The organism is Paenibacillus sp. S33 (assembly GCF_053615415.1).
The window spans coordinates 3,378,810-3,396,867 of sequence record NZ_JBSIEZ010000001.1 but is presented as its reverse complement, the minus strand read 5'-3'; the positions used below and the strand labels follow the sequence as shown (position 1 = coordinate 3,396,867).

The following is an 18,058-nucleotide window of genomic DNA, read 5'->3' as shown; positions in this document are numbered from 1 at the left end:
CGGTGATTGGGCGGTCGGCTCTAGATGAAAAAATCTCCGAACTTATGATTACCGTCAATTTTGAGTAGAAAGTATGCAGTTATCAGCTGCATGCTTTTTTTATTTCCAGCAATAAAACTCCCCCAATTCAGTAAGTTTACTTGGAAATGCTTCGACAGATGTTTTTCTTATGGTAAAATAGAGAGATCAGAGGGGAGAGGGCTGTCAGTATGAACTTTCATCAGTTGCACATTTTTTATACCGTAGCGGAGCGTGGGAGCTTTTCGGCGGCGGCACAAGCGCTGCATATGACACAACCTGCGGTGACGATGCAAATTCAGTCTTTGGAAGATTATTTCGGCACGAAGCTGCTGCAACGTTCGACTAAAAAAATCGAGCTTTCAGAGGCGGGAGCGACACTACTACCTTTTGCGAAAAAAAGCATGCAACTGATTAGGGAAGCTGACGAGGCGATGTCTGCTTTTACTCACATGCTGGAGGGAAGATTGCATATTGGCGCCAGCCTAACGATTGGTGAGTATATTGTACCAAGAATGTTGGGGCCGTTTGGCCAGGAATACCCTCATATACGCATGGCAATGAATGTGATGAATACGACTCAAATTATGGATGATATACTAAAACATCAGTTGAATTTAGGACTGATTGAGGCCCCAGTCCAGCATCCGGATATTGTGGTAGAACCTGTAATGCAGGACGAACTGAAACTGATTGTGCCTTCAGGACATGCGCTGGCCAAGGCTAAAAAAGTGGTTCTGGAAGATGTGTTTAAGCATCCCTTTGTAGCCAGAGAAAAGGGATCTGGTACACGTCAAGTGATAGAAGATGAGCTGAAAAGTCGTGGTGTGGATGCCTCTCGACTTGGTATTGTAATGGAGATGGGGAGCACTGGAGCGGTTAAATCGGCGGTGGAGGCTGGACTGGGAATTACCATGCTATCACCTTCTTCGGTGAAGCATGAAGTTGCGCTCGGTTTGTTGAAAATTGTGAACATTTCAGATATCGCGTTCAAACGAGAATTTTATGCAATTCATTTGAAGTCGGCGTTGTTGCCGATTCCGGTAGTCACCTTCCTGTCTTACTTGCGTCGTCATGATCAGGGAACGGACGTGCTGAGGGACTCGCAGGACGAGCTGGCAAAGGTGAAAGAGAAGGGGGATGTATAATGAAGGAGCAGATTAACGTAAAACGATATGATTTACATACACACACCCAAGCATCTGACGGCATGCAGCCACCCGCAGATAATGTGCGCTGGGCCAAGGAAAAAGGACTGGCAGGTGTAGCCATTACAGATCATGATACGGTAGCTGGTCTGGAGGAAGCTCTGAAGGAGGGAAAACGCATAGGAATTACTGTGGTGCCAGGAGTGGAAATTAGTACTCGAGCTGGCGGTAAGGATATTCATATACTCGGTTATTTTATGGATTACCGCAATAAAGTGTTTTTGGAGCGGTTGGAAAAGCTTCGCCAGGCGCGGGATACCCGTAATGATTTGATTTTGAGTCAATTGCGTAGTCTGGGCGTGGAAATCACACTGGATGAAGTGGTGGCTACGATGGGCAGACCGCTGGCACCAGATGAAAGCATTGGACGTCCGCATATGGCAGATACGCTGGTTCAAAAAGGGTATGCGAAGGATATGCGGGATGCGTTTGACCGTTACTTGGCGGAAGGAGCACCCGGATATGTGTCTGTACCCCGTGTAGAGCCTGCGGAGGCCATAAACTGGATTCGTGAAGCAGGAGGGGTTCCTGTGGTGGCCCACCCTGGCTTATACGGAAATGATGAGCTGGTTCGCTCTATTATAGAGGAGGCGAAGCCTGTGGGCTTGGAGGTGCGACATTCGGACCATGATGCTGAGGCTGAGAGCCGATATACTGCGATGGCGGCACAATATGGACTCATTGCAACTGGCGGCTCGGATTTTCACGGTGCACGCCAAGGTGTTATTTTCCACGGTGATCTGGGTAGCCGTAGTGTGGAAGATCAGGTTGTCGAGGAATTGAGGAAGGCTGCTGTTGGACAAAAGTAAATAAAAAGCCCCTTGCCTTATGCATGGAACACAAGAAGTGTATCGTGCAAAGAACAAAGGGCTTTTTTTGTGGATTCAATAGGCTGGTGAGACTTAGCCGTTTTTAATGCGATTCGGCAGCTTTTTGACTAGTTCCTCATCGGGTGTAATGAAGAGCGTACGCTGATGGTCGTAGATGACAAAGCCGGGCTTGGCTCCGCTGGGCTTACGTACATGCCGAATCAGGGTGGCGTCCACAGGCACACTGCTGGACTGCTTGGCCTGGCTAAAGTAGGCAGCGAGTTGAGCTGCTTCCTCCAGCGTCGTATCCCCGAATTGCTCAGCACGAATAACGACGTGTGACCCCGGAATATCCTTTGTGTGCAGCCAGGTGTCATTTGGTCCGGCCAGTCGATTTGTCACATATTCATTTTGCAAGTTGTTTTTGCCGACCAGTAACTCGATACCTTCGGATGATGTATAGACGTGCAGGGTTGGACGGTCGTTTTTCTTCTTTTTCTTTCCTTTTTTGACCCGATCTCTGAGATAGCCCTGCTGAACCAGTTCTTCACGTATTTCCTCAATGTCATTCATAGAGGCGTGGGCTAGCTGCTGAAGAAGATTGTCCATATAACGGATTTCTTCGTGCGTTTTCTCCAGTTGTTCGTCAATGACAGCCAAGCTGTTTTTATATTTGTTGTATTTTTTAAAATACCGTTGTGCATTATCCGATGGGTTGAGTAGCGGGTCCAGTGGGATGGTCATTGGACGCTGTTCCTCATCATAAAAGTTGGTGAGCGTCACTTCTTTGTCCCCTTTTTTCACCTCATGCAGCGAAGCGAATAGCAGCTCTCCATAAATGCGAAATTGATCCGCATCTTCCGCCTCGGCCAAATCCTGATGGAGATAGTCGAGTTTTTTTACGTTTTTACTCCGCTCGTTTTGCAGAAACCGCAGTAGGTCACTGACCTTTTGCTTAACCGTATCCCGTTCTGCTTTTTCACCGAAGAAGTCCTCCATACACTCACTGATAGTAGCGTACTCCTTACGTTCTTCTTGGATCAACGTCAGTGGAATGGCTGAGAATATCACTTTATCTTGTGCGTTTAGTCCAGATACTGGCTGAAAACGATGATTCCGCACGTCATCCATGATGTGACTGAATGTACTCCATAGTGAACGATCACTATCACCAGATACTTCATTAGTTACTCGAGTTAGTATCTCTTCAGCAACGAGGGGACTGAGTCCAGTAAAAGTGTTCACGATCCAGCGTTTGGGAGCTTCTTCGGCCTCGATCGCTGTTTGATACGAGGATACGAAGGCTGCCTCTTCTATTTCTAGGGGATTCAGCTTGTTTTGTTCAGGAGGCTCCGTGTATTGAAAGCCGGGCATAATGACCCGATAACTGCTGATAGACGGTGTGACATGATGAATGCCATCCAGCATCACGCCTGTTTCCGGGTCAAGCAAAATAATGTTGCTGTGTCTACCCATCAGTTCAATGATAATTCGTTTGAGTGAAATATCTCCCAGTTCATCACGTTGACGAATATCCATGTGAATAATACGCTCCATGCCCACCTGCGTGATTTTCTCAATAACGCCTCCTTCGCAATGCTTGCGAAGAAGCATGCAAAACATAGGGGCTTCTGTCGGATTAAGAAAGCTTTGTTCTGTAAAATGTACACGCGGGAAGGTCGGATTAGCCGACAGCAGCAGCTTTACGCTTCCGCCTTGTGCCCGCAGATTCAGCACGATATCGCGATCATTTGGCTGATGTATTTTATTAATGCGCCCGCCCCGGATTCCTTGCAGTTCGTGTACGATAGCGCGGGTTACGATTCCGTCCAATGCCATAATTATGTTCTCCTTTGAAGCAAATGTATTTTCGCCTTCCTTCTATGATACATAACTTTGGGACAAAACTTAAGCGGCTTTGTGATATTTCAGGTCCTGTCCGAATAGATTGAATCTAGAAAGTCTGTCCAGCTTATCAGCAATCGCGGCACAAAAATATAATAACGGGCAGCCATCCTACGCACAACCGACGGAAACGGACTATCTGACCGGGAGGGAATTGGGGAGAATGGAACAAGCACACTGGCACCAATTAAGCAATGAACAGCTTTCAACAAGTCTGGAAGTCGACCCGAAGCAGGGTCTTTCGGAGGAACAGCTTGCGGAACGAAGAGAAAGGTCAGGATGGAATGAGCTGAGCGAGGGGAAGCGAGTTTCGGCAATCTTGCTGCTGCTCAATCAGTTCAAGGATTTTATGATGCTTGTATTGATGGGAGCGACCCTGATATCCGGACTGCTTGGCGAATATTTGGACGCGATCACCATTATAGCTATTGTTGTACTGAATGGAATTCTCGGCTTTGTACAAGAATTCAGAGCTGAGCGTTCATTGCGAGCTTTGAGACAACTGTCGGCCCCAACCGCCAAAGTGTTGCGGGGCGGCAAACGAATTCAAGTTCAGGCCAGAGAACTGGTGCCGGGTGATATTGTGCTGCTGGAAAGTGGTGATCGCATTCCCGCAGATGTAAGGTGGTTGAGTACGAACGGCTGTGATGTAGAGGAGTCCGCCCTGACAGGTGAATCAGTTCCGGTGAGTAAGCATTGCCGCCCTATTCATGCCGCCGAAGTACCACTCGGGGATCAAAAAAACATCGGTTTTATGGGCACGATGATGACCAGAGGAACCGCACAAGGAATGGTTATACGTACAGGTATGAGTACCGAAATGGGTAAGATCGCAGACTTGATTGAAAATACGGAGTCGCAGGAGACACCGTTGCAGCACAGATTGGAGCAATTGGGCAAAATTTTGATTATCGTAGCGTTGGCGCTAACGGTGCTCGTTGTCGTAGCAGGCATTTTACATGGACAGCCAGCCATGAGCATGTTCTTGGCTGGAGTGAGCTTGGCTGTGGCGGCTATACCGGAAGGGTTGCCAGCTATTGTGACGATTGCGCTCGCATTGGGTGTGCAGCGTATGATTAAACGAAAGGCGATTGTACGTAAGCTGCCTTCTGTTGAAACGCTCGGCTGTGCATCTGTCATTTGTTCCGACAAAACGGGTACCCTGACCCAAAATAAAATGACAGTCACCAAGCTATGGCTGGACGGTCGTTTCTGGGGAGTTACGGGAGAGGGCTATGACCCACACGGGCATATTATGGACAGAGACCTTCCTGCCGATCTTAAAAACGGACAATCTCTGCGTAGACTACTGCAAGCCAGTGTGCTTTGCAACAATGCGGAAATTGTTCAAGCCGATACAGAGGAGCTACGTTCGAAAAAGAAAACCAAAGAGCCGACGCCGTCCGCCGTTTGGGAACTGAAGGGTGATCCGACGGAAGGAGCGCTGATCACGTTAGCTGCCAAGGGCGGAGTCACGCGACAAGGGCTATATGAGCTGTACACAAGGGACCGAGAATTTCCTTTTGACTCGGATCGGAAGCGAATGTCGGTACTCGTACGCCACCAGGGAGGACACATTGTCTTTGCCAAAGGTGCCCCGGATGTACTGCTGGGTCAGTGTTCCTACATTTTATGGGAAGGAAATGTCGTTCCGTTAACGGGTACGTTGCGCCAAAAGGTACTGGCGGCTAACGAAGCAATGGCCTCGGAGGCGCTACGTGTACTTGGTGTCGCTTACCGTGATATCCGCTCGCATGAGCGTGTCTCCACGGTTGAGGAGGCTGAAGCACAGCTGATCTTTATTGGGCTGACAGGCATGATTGATCCGCCACGTCGTGAGGTTCGCGAAGCCATTGGCAAGTGCCGTCGTGCTGGCATTCGCACTGTGATGATTACCGGAGATCACGGTACAACTGCAGAGGCCATTGCACAGCAGCTGGGCATTCTTCAGCGCGGATCCCATGTGTTGACAGGACAGGAATTGTCTGCGATGGATGATGCGGCGCTGGACAAAGCCGTTGATACTGTCTCTGTGTATGCACGAGTTTCACCGGAGCACAAGCTACGGATCGTTAAGTCGCTGCAAAGACGCGGACATGTCGTAGCCATGACCGGAGATGGTGTCAATGACGCTCCAGCGATAAAGGCGTCGGACATCGGTATTGCCATGGGCATTACGGGGACGGACGTGACCAAAGAAGCGGCTGCGCTTGTTCTGAGTGATGATAATTTCTCAACCATTGTAGCCGCAATTGAGGAAGGACGGAATATTTACGAGAATATCCGCAAATTTATCCGTTATCTACTCGCCTCCAATGTTGGTGAGATTTTGACGATGTTTTTTGCCATGATGGCCGGGTTGCCATTACCTTTGTTACCGATCCAGATTTTATGGGTGAATCTGGTGACAGATGGACTACCAGCGATGGCTCTGGGGGTGGACCAGCCAGAAAAGGATCTTATGGAGCACAAACCTCGTGGCGCAAAGGAAAATATTTTTGCTCGTCGATTGGGCTGGAAAATCATTAGTCGTGGCTTGTTGATTGGTTTATGTACGCTAGCGGCCTTCTGGCTGACATTACGTATTGCACCGGATGACGCAGGACAATTGATCAAAGCACAGTCCGTTGCCTTTGCTACGCTAGTCTTGGCACAGTTAATTCATGTATTTGATTGCCGCAGTTCCCGTTCTATTTTCCATCGTAATCCGTTTCAAAATAGTTATCTCGTGCTTGCCGTGCTCTCCTCCGTAGTGCTAATGCTGGTGGTTATGTACGTGCCTGTGCTGCAACCTATTTTCAAAACGGTACCGCTTGGATTGCGTGAGTGGGCGCTATCCATTGTGGCAGCCGGGATTCCTACGTTTCTTATGGGAGCGGGAAGTGTATGGGGCGGTCGACGCAACCGTCGTCGCGGCGGAAATACACACTTTTCAGCAGGACGTACGAAGTTTTCAGCCTAGTAATCGGGTCATGCATACCGCATCGCTTTCCCACTGTTGCCCTGTATGATATCATGGGATCAAAGCTTCATGAGGAACATGATATCAGCAGCAACGGCGGAGGTAAGCTATGGAATTCACAAAAATGAACGGTCTAGGTAATGATTTTATCGTTTGGTTTGGGCATCAGGATTTGCCGTCTGACGCCTCGGAATTAGCTGTTCGGCTATGTGATCGACATTTTGGTGTTGGCGCCGATGGGTTGGTATATATATTGCCGTCAGAAAAAGCGGATTTCTGCATGCGCATCATTAACTCGGACGGCTCGGAGGCCGAGCAATGTGGTAATGCTATCCGTTGTGCTGCCAAATACGTATATGACCGTAAACATATCAACCGTGAACAGATCACGATCGAGACCCTGGGCGCAGGTGTGCAGCAGGTGGAACTAACTGTAGAGAACGGACTTGTTCGTATGGTGAAGGTAGATATGGGAGAGCCGATTCTTGAGGGTTTGAAAATTCCAACTACACTAGAGCGGACTAGGGTAATTAACGAGCCTATTGAAGCTGGAGGAAGTGGTTTTCGCTTTACGGCTGTATCTATGGGGAATCCGCACTGTGTCATTTATGTGGAGGATGCGCCAAGCTTTGATCTGGAAGCCTGGGGGCCGAAGCTGGAATGCCATCCGTTGTTCCCTAAAAAAACAAATGTTGAGTTCGCCACGGTACGTAGCCGGAAGCATATAGATATGAGAGTATGGGAGAGGGGAGCCGGACCAACGCTAGCTTGTGGAACCGGAGCCTGTGCTACGCTTGTTGCTTCTGTACTAAACGGATACAGCGACCGTCACGCCATTGTAAGCCTGAAGGGCGGCGATCTGGATATCGAATGGAGCGAGGAAGATAATCACATATATATGACGGGCCCGGCTGAGATCGTGTACGAAGGTCGTCTGTTCTGAATCATGTGAATTATAAAGATAGCGTGTAACTGGCCTATGAATCGTATAGAAGTGAGTGAAAAGAAGACCTTAGAGGTCTTCTCAGAGTGTCGAGAAAGTCCAAAGGACTTTCCGGCACTTTATTTTTTATTTGGGGAGACTCAACTTTTAAAACAAAAATCGATTTAAAACGATCTGAGGACCCATTTTTAATTGATCAAAATGACCATTTTAAACCTCATTAAAAAAACAGGGGGTTTCTCGACAGCCTGAGAAGACCTTAGAGGTCTTCTTTTTTTGGACTTACATGCCCCTGTATACAAGGAATACGATGAAGAAGGCAATATTCTGTCTTTTTTTGGCGCCTGAACGATGTATAATATAGAAAATGAAAAAACAATAAGGAGGCCGTTCATAGTGCGGAAATTTCGTTGGATTTCAGCAGTTGCAGTCCTCATATTTGTAGCCACCGCGCTTCCGGTTCAGGCGGCGACCATTCCTGCTGCCGCGGAAACGACGGACAAGCAGGTTGGCTCGCTAACTCCGACAGTGGTAAGCCGTTTAGAAAAAGCGGTGCAAGAACTCATTGGTTCAAAGACAGCATTTCAATTTGACGATGTGACAGATATGGGGAAAACCTGGATTGTAGAGGGCGAACTGGAAGACGGAACTGCTACGTTGCAGACAGAATATAATAAAGAAAAAAACAGAGTGGATTCTACAACCATACGATATAAAATAAGCAGCTTGGGAAAGGCGATGAACGCGCCACTCAAGACGAAAGTGCTAAACAGCGCCAAAGCGTTTGACAGCAAGCGTCCTCTGCAATTTGAAGCATTTTGGCGGGTCAAATCCCCTTATCAGTCCAACAAGCCTTCAAATTACTGGGTGTTTTGGGGTGCAGGAGAACAAGCTTCCTCGTTGTATGTGGATGTGGATCGAGGTAACGCTATTACCATCAACGCGGACTATGCCCTGAAGCGGGTGGACCCTGTGTTACTGAACCGTGCAATGAACACATTTAAGCGTGTGAGTGGACAGCGAATCAAGGTACAGCACGCTTCACGGTACAAGGACGAGACGAAGGGACTTTCATACTGGTCGTTTGAGGATGCAAACGAGGCGAGTGAGGTCAAAATTAGCGCGGTAACCGGTAAAGTGCTGGCCGTATCCACCTATGGGGTAGACTGGAACGATGACGCAGATTTCAAAAAAACATTTGCAAGCCCGAAATATACTGCCTCAGAAGCTTTGAAGCTAGTCAAGCCCAAGGCTCAGATGTTGTTTAATATCAATTTGACCGGCTATAAAGTGAAAGTTCAAGGGAATCAATATACGTTCTCCAAGCAGCAAAAGGGAACGGATTCTATTGTGGCTAAAGTGAATAAAAAAGGGACTTTTTACGCTTACTCTCTCCATTCTTCCGATGGGAAAATGTAGTAGGAAATAGAAAAGATAAATTAAGCCGCTTCACTCCTGATATCATATTGTCGGGGAGTGGGGCGGCTTTTTTTGTTTTTGGCTTATGTTTGTAGTCTCTTTATGTTACATTAGTATGAAAATAAAGAGCGGGGTGGAGCAGAGGACATGAAACCGGATTTGCGTACTGTGCTGAATCGTGAAATTATTGTCGGAGACGGCGCAATGGGGACTTTTTTATACCAGCTAGGATTTCCAGTAAATACGTCTTTCGAAGAACTGAACATCACTTCGCCTGACGTTATATCAGACGTGCATGGTCAATATTTAAGTGCAGGAGCTCGATTGCTGGAGACTAATACATTTTCTGCAAATGATTATAAGTTAGCCCGGTTTGGTTTGGAATCTAAGGTAGAAGAGATCAATCGTGCCGGTGTGAGAATTGCCAGAGCTGCGGCCGGACCTGAACATTATGTGGTAGGTGCGGTGGGTTCCATATGTGGGGGCAAACGGCTTAACATATCAAAGCTGGAGCTGGCAAGAAACTATGAGCAGCAAATTGATGCCCTTCTCTCCGAAGGAGTCGACGGCATTTTGTGCGAAACGTTTTATTCACTGGATGAAATACGCATTGCGCTTCACAGTGTACGTAAATACAGTGACATTCCGGTAATTTGTCAGTTTGCAGTTGATCAGGTTGGTCGTACCCAAGATGGTTTTTTGGTGGCGGAAGCTTTTTCGGTGCTGCGTAATGAGGGGGCAGACATCCTTGGATTTAACTGTCACTCGGGTCCGCAGGGAATTATGAGTGTAATGGAGCAGCTGGACGGCCCTTTGTCTGTACCGCTGTCCGTATATCCGAATGCAGGACTAGCAGATTATGTGGACGGTCACTATGTATACGGTGCATCACCTGAATATTTTGGAGAATGTGCCAAGTCCTTTGTAGACCTGGGGACGAGGCTGCTCGGTGGTTGCTGCGGAACTACACCGGACCATATTGCAGCTATCTCCAAAGCCTTGAACCGTTTGCAACCGCCTCCGCTGGCTTCAAAAGAAGCTTTGTCGAAAGAGTCCTTTCAAGTGGCAGAGCAGATTGCAGATGAAGAGGAACGAGGAAATGGCAGACATACCAGCGAGCCCAATATTGTGGATCTGGTTAAGGAACGACATACGGTCATTGTAGAACTGGATCCTCCACGCGATCTAGACATTACAAGGTTTATGCAAGGTGCTCATGCATTGAAGAAAGCAGGGGCCGACGCGCTTACACTAGCTGACAACTCGCTTGCAGTCACTCGCATGAGCAACATGGCGCTTGGACATTTGGTCAGTATTGAAACAGGCTTGCGCCCATTAATTCATATAGCATGTCGTGATCGCAATCTGATTGGTACTCAATCCCACATGATGGGTTTTGACGCGCTCGGTATTGACCATGTACTGGCGGTTACTGGAGATCCGGCGCGGTTCGGTGATTTGCCAGGCGCCAGTTCGGTGTATGATATGACCTCTTTTGAAATCATACGCATGATCAAGCAATTAAATGATGGTGTCGCATTTTCCGGTAAGCCACTGAAGCAGAAGGCTAATTTTGTGGTAGGTGCCGCATTTAATCCTAATGTCAAGCATTTGGGTAAAGCCGTACAGCGGTTGGAGAAGAAAATTGCCTCCGGAGCCGATTATGTTATGACTCAGCCCGTATACGACCACGAGTTGATTGCAGCCATCGCGGAAGCGACACGACATTTGGAAGTACCGATTTTTATCGGTATTATGCCGCTGGCTAGTGGGCGCAATGCAGAATACTTGCACAATGAAGTACCAGGGATTCAGTTATCCGATGAGGTACGTGCACGTATGTCTGGTCTTGAGGGTCCGGAAGGACGAGCAATGGGCGTGTCTATTGCCAAGGAGTTACTCGATACGGCAATGGAACATTTTAATGGAATCTATTTTATGACTCCATTTATGTTCTATGAAATGACAGCTGAACTGACTTCTTACGTATGGCAAAAATCAGGCCGTGCACAGGCCCCCTTGTTTCGACTATAATAATCAATTACAATAGTATAATGGATGTGATGCCGATGTCATTGAGTATGACCGGATACGGTCAAGCCATCCTTCATTATGAGGGCTATAAAGTGCGCTTGGAATTGAAATCGGTGAATCACCGCTATTGCGAAGTGATGATGAGAATTCCGCGCGAATGGACTCGATACGAAGATGGCTTGAGAAGAACGGTTCAACAGCAGATTAAACGCGGTCGTATCGATGTCTTCATCCACAGGGAACGCGATGAAGAACAGATGCCCGCCGCGCGGTTGAATGACACTGTGGTGCAGGCTTACCTGCATGCAGCGGAGCAGCTGGCGGATCGTTATGGAGTGAAAGGAACGTTAGGGATAAGCGATATTCTTGCTTTGCCTGACGTTCTGGGTGAGCCTGGAGAGGCTTGCCATGGAGATGAAGAGGACTGGGAAGAGCAACTACAGCGGGCTTTGAATGAAGCTTTGCAAGGTTTACTGGAGATGAGAAGACGAGAAGGCGGGCATTTGGCGCAAGATGTGGAATCCCGTATTTTACGTCTGGAATCTCTGCATCATGAAATGACGGTGCTGGCTCCTCATGTTGTGAGCGACTACCGTAACAGGCTGAAACACAGGCTTAAAGAGCTTCAGGACGGTTCATTTACGCTTGATGAACATAAGTTCGGAATGGAGATTGCGTTATTCGCGGATCGCAGCAATATTGACGAGGAACTTACCCGGCTTCAAAGTCACTTTGGACAGTGCAAGGGATTGCTGCTGTCAGACGAGCCGGCCGGTCGCAAATTAGATTTTTTAATCCAGGAAATGAACAGGGAAGTCAACACGATCGGCTCCAAGGCTAATCATCTCACATTGGTTAATTTGGTCGTTGAGATGAAAGCAGAGCTCGAGAAAATTCGTGAGCAGGCTGCAAATATTGAGTAGCTACCTGGTAGCGGCACGGCTGCAAGAGTCACATGTATAGGGGGAAAGACCTGAATATGGCAATCAAATTGATCAATATTGGTTTCGGCAATATCGTGTCGGCCAACCGAATTATCTCCATCGTCAGTCCGGAGTCTGCTCCGATCAAGCGGATTATACAGGAAGCCAGGGACCGTCATATGCTAATTGATGCTACCTATGGCCGCCGGACGCGGGCTGTTATTATTACAGACAGTGATCATGTAATCCTGTCTGCGGTGCAGCCGGAGACGGTCGCTCATCGCCTATCCACTAAAGATGATGACAATGACGAATAAAAATGGAGTGTACTATGGCTAAGGGATTATTATTTGTAATATCCGGACCTTCGGGTGTCGGTAAAGGGACGGTAGGCAACGCATTGCGTGACAAGCTACCAGAGATAACATACTCCGTTTCTGCTACAACTCGAACACCTCGTTCAGGCGAACAGGATGGAGTGACCTATTTTTTTAAAACGCGTGAAGAATTTTTGGGTATGATTGAACGAGATGAAATGCTGGAGTATGCTGAGTATGTAGGGAACTATTATGGTACTCCACGTGATTTTGTAGATCAGACCCTTGCGCAGGGAAAAGATATTTTTCTGGAGATTGAAGTTCAGGGAGCGCTAAAGGTTAAAGAAAAATTTCCAGAAGGCATATTCATTTTTCTGCTTCCGCCTTCGCTAGACGAATTAAAGGATAGAATCCGGGGACGGGGCACAGAAACTCAAGCGACCATAGACCACCGTATGTCGGTAGCTGTGGATGAAATGAATTTGTTGCGTCACTATGATTATGCGGTCGTCAATGATGAGATTGATTTCGCTTGTAAACGAATAGAATCCATTATTATCGCCGAACATTGTAAGGTTCATCCTTAAACGAGGGCTTTACATATGCCAAGCGTACTTAAAGAGAAATAATACTGTATAAGCTGAGCTTGAAGGTGTACACTGGAGTTCAGCTTATACAGTCCCAAAACTACATGAAGAGGTGTCTATTCGTGCTGTATCCTTCCATTGATGAAATGATGAAAAAGGCAGATAGTAAGTATTCGTTGGTTGTAGCGGCTTCACGTCGTGCCAGACAGTTGCGCGAGGGTGAAAAGACGACTCTCAAGAATCCTAAATCCCACAAACAGGTTGGAGTGGCGTTGGAAGAGATTTACGCGGATCATCTGCGTCTTGAAAGCGGCGAAGACGAGTAAGAATTATACACAACTATTATAACCGGGCGCAATGCCAATTCCTTTGACAACCGCAAGGTTGTTATTTTTTTAGGTCAGGGGGAGTTAACGATGTTGAAGGGAAAAGTTATTATTCTTGGTATAACTGGCGGAATTGCTGCTTACAAAGGGGCAGCGCTGTGTAGTAGGTTGACGCAAAAGGGCGCCGATGTTCATGTGATTATGACGGCCTCTGCCAAGGAGTTTATTACCGAACTTACGCTGCAGTCGCTCTCTCGTAATCCGGTGTACAGTGACACATTTGATGAAAGAGAGCCATCAGTCGTATCCCATATTCATCTGGCGGATGCGGCTGATTTGGTGCTTGTTGCTCCTGCAACTGCGAATATTATCGGGAAAATGGCGCATGGTCTTGCTGATGATATGCTGTCTACAACGTTGTTGGCTACAACAGCGCCTATTATGGTGGCACCTGCGATGAATGTACATATGTACACTCATCCCGCAGTCATGCAAAATATGGAGACGCTTGTATCACGTGGCGTGAAGATGATTGAGCCTGGTGAAGGATTACTGGCTTGCGGTTACGTTGGCAAAGGACGTTTGGAAGAGCCGGACACAATTGTGCAAACCATAGAGCATTTTTTTGATCAGCAAGCTCAGGAACAAAAAACCACCATCAAGTCTGAACCACGATGGTTTGGTGACGAATCTATGGAGGCTCAAATGCCTGAGTCACTTGTGAATGAGAATGAATCGGTGCTTTCAGGCAAAAAAGTCATTGTAACGGCTGGAGGCACGATCGAGCGAATTGATCCAGTACGTTATATCACAAATGATTCATCTGGCAAAATGGGCTTTGCCATTGCAAAGGTGGCTCAGGAGATGGGTGCAGAGGTGCACTTGATTGCTGCCAATACCAGCGCGGAACCGCCTACTGGTATTATGCTTGAAAGAGTCCAGTCAGCTGAAGATATGTACGACGCTGTATTAAAACAATGGGAAACGAGCGATATGGTCGTTATGGCTGCTGCAGTTGCAGATTATCGACCACGTGAGATTGCACAGACCAAGATCAAGAAAAAAGATAGTGTATTTACGCTAGAGCTAGTGAAGAACGTCGATATTTTAGAATCACTCGGACGGAGTAAGAAACATCAATTTTTAATTGGATTTGCAGCTGAAACCGAACATTTGGAGACGTATGCGATAGATAAATTAGAACGTAAAAATTGTGATTTGATCGCGGCAAACGATGTAACTGTGAATGGTGCTGGTTTTGGCATCGATACGAATGCTGTTCAAATTTATGACCGAAGCGGGATCGTAGAGCGTATTCCTGTACAGTCAAAGGAAGAAGTCGCGCGTAAGTTGCTTACTATAGCCGCGGGACGCATGGGTGGGGTGCTGCATTAATGGAGACGGGCAATTTAGTTGCCAAGGTCATTGTCGATGTACCTGCCAAGGATACGGACCGCACCTTCGATTATCTGATACCAGACTCAATGAGACCTTGGATTGAGCCGGGTAGTCGGGTAGCTGTGCCATTTGGCAAACGGACGGTGCAGGCTTTTGTCATCTCGGTAGTCCCAGCTGATGATCCACCGAAATACAGAATGAGAGCGATCCAGGAACTGCTGGATTTGGTACCACCCTTATCTGCCGACCTAGTCGAACTGGGCAAATGGATGAGCGAACGTTATGCTTGTAATCAAATTATGGCACTGCAAGTGATGATTCCTACCGCGCTCAAGGGCAAAGCAGAACGCTATATCTCAATTGCGGAACAGCATGAGTTAACGCATCCACAACGTACTATACAACCGAATCAGGGCGATGAGCTCGAATGGGCACTTCTGACCGACGATGGTATGAGTGATCCGACGGAGCGTCGGATTGTTAGCTTCATTCAGGAGAAGGAGCAAGTCCCATTGCAGCAACTCAGTCGACGTTTCCCTGAGGAAGCAGAGGTTATTAAATCCCTGTTACGCCGGGGTGTGCTTCAGGAAAGTCAAGTTATCAAAGACAAACTTGGCAAAAAGACCATGAAATCCGTTGATCTGGCTATTGGCATAGACGAGGCATCAACGGCGCTGGAGCAATTTTCTGCCAAAGCGCAACGTCAGCGGGAGGTACTTGCTTTTTTGCTGGAACGTAGCGAGTTTCTGCCTTTGTCGCTGAAGGAAGTCATGACCTCACTGAGTGTCTCGGCTGCAACGGTTAAGGCGCTGGAAGATAAGGGCTATGTGTTGCTGGAGGATGTCGAAGTGTTCCGCGACCCCTACCGGGGCAGACACTTCAAGCCTACAGAGCCACTCCCTCTCACAGCAGAGCAGCAGTCGGTTTATGAACGCATTATTCGCCAGCTGGACACGCGTGAGCAAGGAGCTTATTTGTTGCATGGAGTCACAGGGAGCGGTAAGACGGAAATCTATCTACAGACGATTCAGCGTTGTATCGAGCAGAATCGACAGGCCATTGTGCTGGTACCTGAAATATCGTTAACCCCACAAATGGTGGAGCGTTTTAAAGGCCGGTTTGGCGATCAGGTAGCAGTGATGCACAGTAGGTTGTCCGGGGGGGAACGGTACGATGAGTGGCGCAAAATACGCGAAGGCCGTGTGAAAGTGGCGATTGGTGCTCGCTCGGCAGTATTTGCGCCTTTTCGTGAGTTAGGTCTTATTATTATGGATGAGGAGCACGAAACGTCCTATAAGCAGGAAGAGACACCTAAATATCATGCGCGTGATGTCGCCATTCGCAGAGCCCATCAGCATGGGGCTGTTGTTATTCTCGGCTCGGCTACACCGTCGCTGGAAAGCTACTATGCAGCTCGCTCACAAAGCAACGACGAGTTTGCGCCGTTGCTGCTTGAAATGCCAACTCGCGCATTGGGGAACACGTTACCCGAAGTACATATCATGGATATGCGTGAGGAACTGCGTGCTGGCAACCGCTCTATGTTCAGCCGTGCGTTGCATAATGGAATTGCAGAGCGGTTAGAGCGTAAGGAGCAGACGGTACTCCTGTTGAATCGGCGTGGGCACTCCACGTTCGTCATGTGCCGTAGCTGTGGCTATGTCGCGGGTTGTCCGCATTGTGATATTTCGCTTACGTATCATCAGCGGTCGAACAATTTACGTTGCCATTACTGTGGCTATTCCGAGCCCGTGCCTCAGACTTGTCCTGAGTGCGGTAGTGAGCATATTCGCTATTTCGGTACAGGTACCCAGCGAGTGGAGGAAGAGCTGGCGAAGCTATTCCCCGGTATACGTGTTGTTCGAATGGATGTTGATACAACAACAGAAAAAAATGCCCACGAAAAGCTCCTCAAGCAATTTCGTGATAAAAAAGCGGACGTGCTGCTCGGTACTCAAATGGTTGCCAAAGGCCTGGACTTTCCCGATGTGACACTGGTTGGTGTCATTACTGCGGATTCGGCTCTCAATTTACCGGATTTTCGGGCCGCGGAAAAGACTTTTCAGCTGTTAACACAAGTAGCTGGACGTGCTGGGAGACATCAATTGCCAGGGGAAGTATTTGTACAATCCTATACTCCAGAGCATTATTCGGTGATTCACGCAAGTCGCCATGATTATGCTTCTTTTGTGAGGGAAGAATTGAAACACCGCCGCAATTTGCACTATCCACCATATTGTCGTCTTATTTTGGTGACCTTTTCTCATGAACAACTCCCGGTGCTGGTCCGACTGGCTGAGAATTATTCAGCAACACTACAGGGACGGGCCAGACAACGGGGCTGGTTCGGGAATATGGATCGTCTTACATCGGATGTACTCGACATTTTGGGACCAGTAGCTTCACCCATTTCGAGAATCAAGAATAGATACCGATTTCAATGTATGATAAAATGGCGTGGAAATATCGATGCGATTAGTTTGGCTCAGCAAGTAGCTGATGAAATGGCCGAATCCGCACAGGCACAAAAGTTGCTGATTAGTCTGGATGTTGATCCGCAAATGCTTATGTAGAGTGTTGCCACAAAAGTTATTAGCACAATTAATGCGGACAAGCCGTCCGTACATAGGATAATGTAGCAGTCGCGTTTGTGATGAATACAGTTAGGCCTAAATGAAGCATAAAGAGGAAGGTGTTCTGTTGTCATGTCAATTAGAATTATAGTGTTGGAGCCGGATGACGTATTGCACAAAGTAGCAAAGGAAGTCACTAAAATTACGCCTAACGTGCAAAAGCTGCTCGACGATATGGCAGATACGATGTATGAAGCGGAGGGAGTAGGTCTTGCTGCTCCGCAAGTAGGTATTTTGAAGCGTCTCATCGTTGTAGATGCTGGAGATGAGCATGGTTTGATTAAAATGATCAATCCAGAGATCGTGGCCGAAGAAGGGGAGGAATTGGGTCCTGAAGGCTGCCTGAGTATACCAGGGTTGAACGGGGATGTGCGTCGTGCCGAGAAGGTTACAGTCAAGGGAATGGACCGCGAGGGTAAAACCATTACCGTTACAGCGACAGGGTTGCTTTCTCGTGCTTTTCAGCATGAAATTGACCATTTAAATGGAATTTTGTTCACGGATATTGCAGAAAAAGTATATGAGGTTGCGCTGGAACAGCCAGGACCGAACCGTCAGATAGGAGAGTGAGGTTCG

Annotated in this window: 14 protein-coding genes; 13 read left to right on the top strand and 1 reads right to left on the bottom strand. The window is 47.7% G+C overall.

Features of this window, described 5'->3' with window-relative positions; translation table 11 throughout:
- Positions 1-209: 209 nt before the first annotated feature.
- Both ACWGXJ_RS15670 and ACWGXJ_RS15665 read left to right on the top strand, forming a co-directional pair.
- Complete coding sequence (locus ACWGXJ_RS15670; RefSeq protein WP_250268768.1) at positions 210-1,166, top strand: selenium metabolism-associated LysR family transcriptional regulator; 957 nt, start codon at positions 210-212, stop codon at positions 1,164-1,166.
- The gene (locus ACWGXJ_RS15665; RefSeq protein WP_235309499.1) at positions 1,166-2,035 is read left to right on the top strand and encodes a PHP domain-containing protein; all 870 of its coding nucleotides are present in this window, start codon (positions 1,166-1,168) and stop codon (positions 2,033-2,035) included. Before ACWGXJ_RS15670 ends, ACWGXJ_RS15665 begins: the two co-directional genes overlap by 1 nt.
- 93 nt (positions 2,036-2,128) lie before the next feature.
- Here ACWGXJ_RS15665 and ACWGXJ_RS15660 read toward each other — a convergent pair whose 3' ends face one another.
- Positions 2,129-3,874 carry an Rqc2 family fibronectin-binding protein gene (locus tag ACWGXJ_RS15660; RefSeq protein WP_452567117.1) on the bottom strand — a complete coding sequence of 582 codons (1,746 nt, stop codon included), beginning with the start codon at positions 3,872-3,874 and terminating at the stop codon, positions 2,129-2,131.
- A 229-nt stretch (positions 3,875-4,103) separates the two neighbouring features.
- Between ACWGXJ_RS15660 and ACWGXJ_RS15655 the strand changes: the two genes are divergently transcribed.
- From ACWGXJ_RS15655 to def, 11 genes are all read left to right on the top strand, one after another.
- Positions 4,104-6,902 (top strand): calcium-translocating P-type ATPase, SERCA-type, encoded by a 2,799-nt coding sequence (locus ACWGXJ_RS15655; RefSeq protein ID WP_452567116.1) that lies wholly within the window; start codon positions 4,104-4,106, stop codon positions 6,900-6,902.
- 109 nt (positions 6,903-7,011) lie between these two features.
- Positions 7,012-7,845, top strand: a complete 834-nt coding sequence (gene dapF / locus ACWGXJ_RS15650) for a diaminopimelate epimerase (protein WP_452567115.1) — start codon at positions 7,012-7,014, stop codon at positions 7,843-7,845.
- Between the two features lie 396 nt (positions 7,846-8,241).
- Positions 8,242-9,264, top strand: coding sequence for a hypothetical protein (locus ACWGXJ_RS15645; RefSeq protein ID WP_254325343.1), 1,023 nt, complete (start codon positions 8,242-8,244; stop codon positions 9,262-9,264).
- Positions 9,265-9,411: 147 nt separating this feature from the next.
- Positions 9,412-11,298 carry a bifunctional homocysteine S-methyltransferase/methylenetetrahydrofolate reductase gene (locus ACWGXJ_RS15640; protein ID WP_348620017.1) on the top strand — a complete coding sequence of 629 codons (1,887 nt, stop codon included), beginning with the start codon at positions 9,412-9,414 and terminating at the stop codon, positions 11,296-11,298.
- Between the two features lie 35 nt (positions 11,299-11,333).
- On the top strand, positions 11,334-12,221 hold the full coding sequence (locus ACWGXJ_RS15635; RefSeq protein ID WP_013310895.1) for a YicC/YloC family endoribonuclease: 888 nt from the start codon (positions 11,334-11,336) through the stop codon (positions 12,219-12,221).
- Positions 12,222-12,277: 56 nt separating this feature from the next.
- A complete protein-coding gene (gene remA / locus ACWGXJ_RS15630; RefSeq protein ID WP_005548256.1) occupies positions 12,278-12,538 on the top strand; it encodes an extracellular matrix/biofilm regulator RemA in 261 nt (86 codons plus the stop codon).
- A gap of 14 nt (positions 12,539-12,552) precedes the next feature.
- Positions 12,553-13,125, top strand: a complete 573-nt coding sequence (gene gmk / locus ACWGXJ_RS15625; protein WP_013310894.1) for a guanylate kinase — start codon at positions 12,553-12,555, stop codon at positions 13,123-13,125.
- A gap of 122 nt (positions 13,126-13,247) precedes the next feature.
- Positions 13,248-13,451 carry a DNA-directed RNA polymerase subunit omega gene (gene rpoZ, locus ACWGXJ_RS15620; protein WP_013310893.1) on the top strand — a complete coding sequence of 68 codons (204 nt, stop codon included), beginning with the start codon at positions 13,248-13,250 and terminating at the stop codon, positions 13,449-13,451.
- Positions 13,452-13,541: 90 nt separating this feature from the next.
- Entirely contained in the window at positions 13,542-14,846 is a 1,305-nt protein-coding gene (coaBC, locus tag ACWGXJ_RS15615; protein WP_452567114.1) for a bifunctional phosphopantothenoylcysteine decarboxylase/phosphopantothenate--cysteine ligase CoaBC, read from the top strand.
- Positions 14,846-17,422, top strand: coding sequence for a primosomal protein N' (gene priA, locus ACWGXJ_RS15610; RefSeq protein WP_028540561.1), 2,577 nt, complete (start codon positions 14,846-14,848; stop codon positions 17,420-17,422). Before coaBC ends, priA begins: the two co-directional genes overlap by 1 nt.
- Positions 17,423-17,554: 132 nt before the next feature.
- Positions 17,555-18,052: a peptide deformylase gene (def, locus tag ACWGXJ_RS15605; RefSeq protein WP_452567113.1), complete on the top strand. Its 498-nt coding sequence runs from the start codon at positions 17,555-17,557 to the stop codon at positions 18,050-18,052.
- Positions 18,053-18,058: the final 6 nt, after the last annotated feature.

What these genes read in the sequence shown, in the direction of transcription:
- dapF (WP_452567115.1), top strand. Translation starts at nt 7,012, where the DNA reads ATGGAATTCACAAAAATGAACGGTCTAGGTAATGATTTTATCGTTTGG.
- gmk (WP_013310894.1), top strand. Translation starts at nt 12,553, where the DNA reads ATGGCTAAGGGATTATTATTTGTAATATCCGGACCTTCGGGTGTCGGT.
- def (WP_452567113.1), top strand. Translation starts at nt 17,555, where the DNA reads ATGTCAATTAGAATTATAGTGTTGGAGCCGGATGACGTATTGCACAAA.
- ACWGXJ_RS15665 (WP_235309499.1), top strand. Translation starts at nt 1,166, where the DNA reads ATGAAGGAGCAGATTAACGTAAAACGATATGATTTACATACACACACC.
- coaBC (WP_452567114.1), top strand. Translation starts at nt 13,542, where the DNA reads ATGTTGAAGGGAAAAGTTATTATTCTTGGTATAACTGGCGGAATTGCT.
- ACWGXJ_RS15640 (WP_348620017.1), top strand. Translation starts at nt 9,412, where the DNA reads ATGAAACCGGATTTGCGTACTGTGCTGAATCGTGAAATTATTGTCGGA.
- priA (WP_028540561.1), top strand. Translation starts at nt 14,846, where the DNA reads ATGGAGACGGGCAATTTAGTTGCCAAGGTCATTGTCGATGTACCTGCC.
- ACWGXJ_RS15670 (WP_250268768.1), top strand. Translation starts at nt 210, where the DNA reads ATGAACTTTCATCAGTTGCACATTTTTTATACCGTAGCGGAGCGTGGG.
- remA (WP_005548256.1), top strand. Translation starts at nt 12,278, where the DNA reads ATGGCAATCAAATTGATCAATATTGGTTTCGGCAATATCGTGTCGGCC.
- ACWGXJ_RS15655 (WP_452567116.1), top strand. Translation starts at nt 4,104, where the DNA reads ATGGAACAAGCACACTGGCACCAATTAAGCAATGAACAGCTTTCAACA.
- ACWGXJ_RS15660 (WP_452567117.1), bottom strand. Translation starts at nt 3,874, where the DNA reads ATGGCATTGGACGGAATCGTAACCCGCGCTATCGTACACGAACTGCAA.
- ACWGXJ_RS15635 (WP_013310895.1), top strand. Translation starts at nt 11,334, where the DNA reads ATGTCATTGAGTATGACCGGATACGGTCAAGCCATCCTTCATTATGAG.